Origin of the sequence: Aquabacterium sp. (assembly GCF_004297345.1) — a bacterium.
GTDB lineage: Bacteria > Pseudomonadota > Gammaproteobacteria > Burkholderiales > Burkholderiaceae_C > Aquabacterium.
Window position 1 is genome coordinate 1 of sequence record NZ_SCTN01000435.1, and the last position, 2,715, is coordinate 2,715.

General features: G+C 63.4%; 3 protein-coding genes. All 3 read right to left on the bottom strand.

The genetic code is table 11. The features are described 5' to 3' along the window. On the bottom strand, positions 1 to 826 hold an 826-nt coding region (locus EPO09_RS16870; RefSeq protein WP_290644712.1), incomplete at its 3' end, for a hypothetical protein. A gap of 14 nt (positions 827 to 840) precedes the next feature. Then, entirely contained in the window at positions 841 to 1,005 is a 165-nt protein-coding gene (locus EPO09_RS16875; RefSeq protein ID WP_290644714.1) for a hypothetical protein, read from the bottom strand. A gap of 145 nt (positions 1,006 to 1,150) precedes the next feature. Then, the gene (locus tag EPO09_RS16880) at positions 1,151 to 2,638 is read right to left on the bottom strand and encodes a hypothetical protein (protein ID WP_290644716.1); all 1,488 of its coding nucleotides are present in this window, start codon (positions 2,636 to 2,638) and stop codon (positions 1,151 to 1,153) included. Between the last annotated feature and the right edge of the window lie 77 nt (positions 2,639 to 2,715).

Below are 2,715 nucleotides of genomic sequence, written 5' to 3' on the forward strand. Positions count from 1 at the left end.
CATCACTGTTGTAGGTGCCGTAACTCCATGTGGAGATGTCGCCATGTGTGTGATCACGATCGAAGCAAACCGGGCTGCTGCCATCCGTGCGCAGGAAGTTGCTGGCGTTATAGGCGAAGGCATAGTTGAAGGGCACAGCCGTGTTGCCCTGCATGTCCACACCGCTCACGCGCCCCAGGCCTGAATCCTGCGCCGGGTTGTTCTGCAGTGTCAGTTTCGTGTCCTGCACGCCATTGCGGACTTCATGGTTGAAAAAGCTCAAGCCGTTGCCATCGGACTGCAGCGAGCCCTTGAACACACAGGTGCCCGGTGAGGCCGTGTCCTCACCGCAAAAATACATCTGGAACAAGCCATTGGGGTTGGTGGCTGACGGTGCGGCCGAGGCACTGACATATGCATAAATCATGGATTTCTGCGTGGAGCCATTGTCTTCCTGCTCTTCATGCAACCAGGCTTTGATGATCAGCGGGTCATCGGTCGATGCTTGCGTGGCATTGATGACGCTGAACATGTAGTTGGTGGCATTGGAGGCGCCCGCATTGTTGCTGGTCGACTTGCTGGTGTCGCCCCGGCCCTGGCACTTGTTTTCATCGATCAGGGCCACATACGGCCCATGGTTCACCATGGCATCAGCCCGCATGCTGGAGATGATGCACATGATCATGTTCACGGTACCGACCTTGTCCCCCACCTGGTCTTGCACCCAGACGTTGGCATGATCAGTGACGTAGGCGCCACTGCTGGGCGGGGAGGCCCAGGCGGCACAAGACAGGCAGGCCACCAGCGTGGTCACGGCAAACGGGATACCTTTGCGCCAAAGCTTCATGATGTGCTCCCGGCTCAATGTGCAGACACCACTTGCACCGACGAGGGCAAGGTGATGTTGGATTGCGTGACCGAACTGCCCCCGCCGTTGGACGACGTTGACGACGCACCACCGCCGCCGCAGGCCGAGAGCCCCAGAACCGACAGCGCAAAAGCGATAAAAAGTACAAAACGACGCATAGACCCTCCGGCAAGACGCGACAGGCAGACGCGCCTGATCAGCAACCCAAGCGCTTTCGGCCTGGCTGCCTGTCCGCTTTAGTGGGTCAGACCGGGATAGAACGATCGTTCGTGATTTAGGGGCGAATTGGCTTTTTCAGACAGCTCAACGCTGCCCGGCGCCAAAGGATTGCACCCAACTGACATCGAGAACAGGGCTGCTCAACCCGCCATGAAGGCTGCGAACGCGCCCCGCGCCAACTTGCAATTGCCGGCCAGGCCCTATGCTTCGGCCCAGCATCACCATGCCTTGTACGACAGCGCCTCCGTCTGTGGCCACGCCACCACCGCCTGCGGCGCCCGCCAGCAACTCCGCGCCCAGGCGCCACTGAGGGCTGCCCAGATCGGTCTGCCACCCGGCCCCGGCCAAGCCCAACGAATAAGCCCCAGCCTGGCCAGAAAAGGCACTGTGCGCCTGCCCCGTCAGGTAGAACTGCGAACCCAGCAGCCGCTTGAGCTTGATGCCCACGGTATCCAGATCAAGCTGGCGCCCATCTTTACGCTGCGCCTGCAGTACATGCTGCAAGCTGGCCGACCACTCCAGCCCGACCACCTGAGCAGATGACGCACGCCCAGGGTGATCCAGTTGCCACCCCAGTTGCCATTGGGCGTAATGCCCTCGATAGTCGCCACTGCCCGCACGCACCACACCAGCCTCCACACCGACAAAGGCATCAGGGCCGATCTCCCATCGCAACACCCCTGCAGCCTTGCCCAGCGCGCCACCGCCCGTGTCGAGCGCACCACCGCCGCCCAGGCCCAGCGAAAGCCGCACCCCGGCGTACAGATCGTCCAGGCCCAGTGCAGAGGCCGACGTCTCCCAGCCCCCCGTGCCCAGCACTTCCATGTAGCCGTCCGCCCCGCCGTGTGTCGCGGCAGCAGCCTCCAACCCCCAGTAGCAATTGGCCCCTGCGCGCTGTTCAGCACGCACGCCAAGCAGCTTGAGCGTGCTGGCCGGCTGACCCGGGCGAGCCTTCACGGTCAATTGCGCGCCCGTCAACATCAGGCGATCCACACCCACGCCGGTACGCGTGGACGTGGCACCGCTGCGCCCCACATCGGCCGCATCGAAGTAATGCAAACGCCCATCCCAGTTGAGCACCAGGCCGATTTGCTGGCTGCCGATGCGCCCACTGGGCATGTTCACCCGCGACCACGCCAGCCCTGCCTGAACCGGGCCCCAGTCATACAACAGGCTGGCCGATGGCACCGTCATCAAGCCGCCACCAACTGGCGCACCCCCGCCCCCGCCACCGCCGGCCATCAGCCCCAATTGCGCGCGCCAGGGCCCGGTCAGTTGCCAGCGGCGCGCCACTTGCCCGCCCAGCACAAAGAACCCACCCCGTTGCCCGCTGGCAGCACCCACCACCACGGGCCCCATCCACCAGTCAGGCACAGGCTCCAGCAGCAAGGCCGTGCTCACCAGGCCCAGGCGCTCGCCACCCTCGATGTGCGCGGGGTCGAAACGCATCTCCACCGACATCGGCATGGACAAGGGCTGTGCATCAGCAGCCTGAGCCTGCGCATGCACCGTGCACAACGCCATCAGCAATGCACCGTGCACCGCCGTGCGAGAAGGGATCGACTGACTCATGCTCATGCGGATGCCGTCTTTCTGCCCTCAACAGGGCCGAGGTGAATGAAACAGGACTCAGGCTGGCAGCACACTCG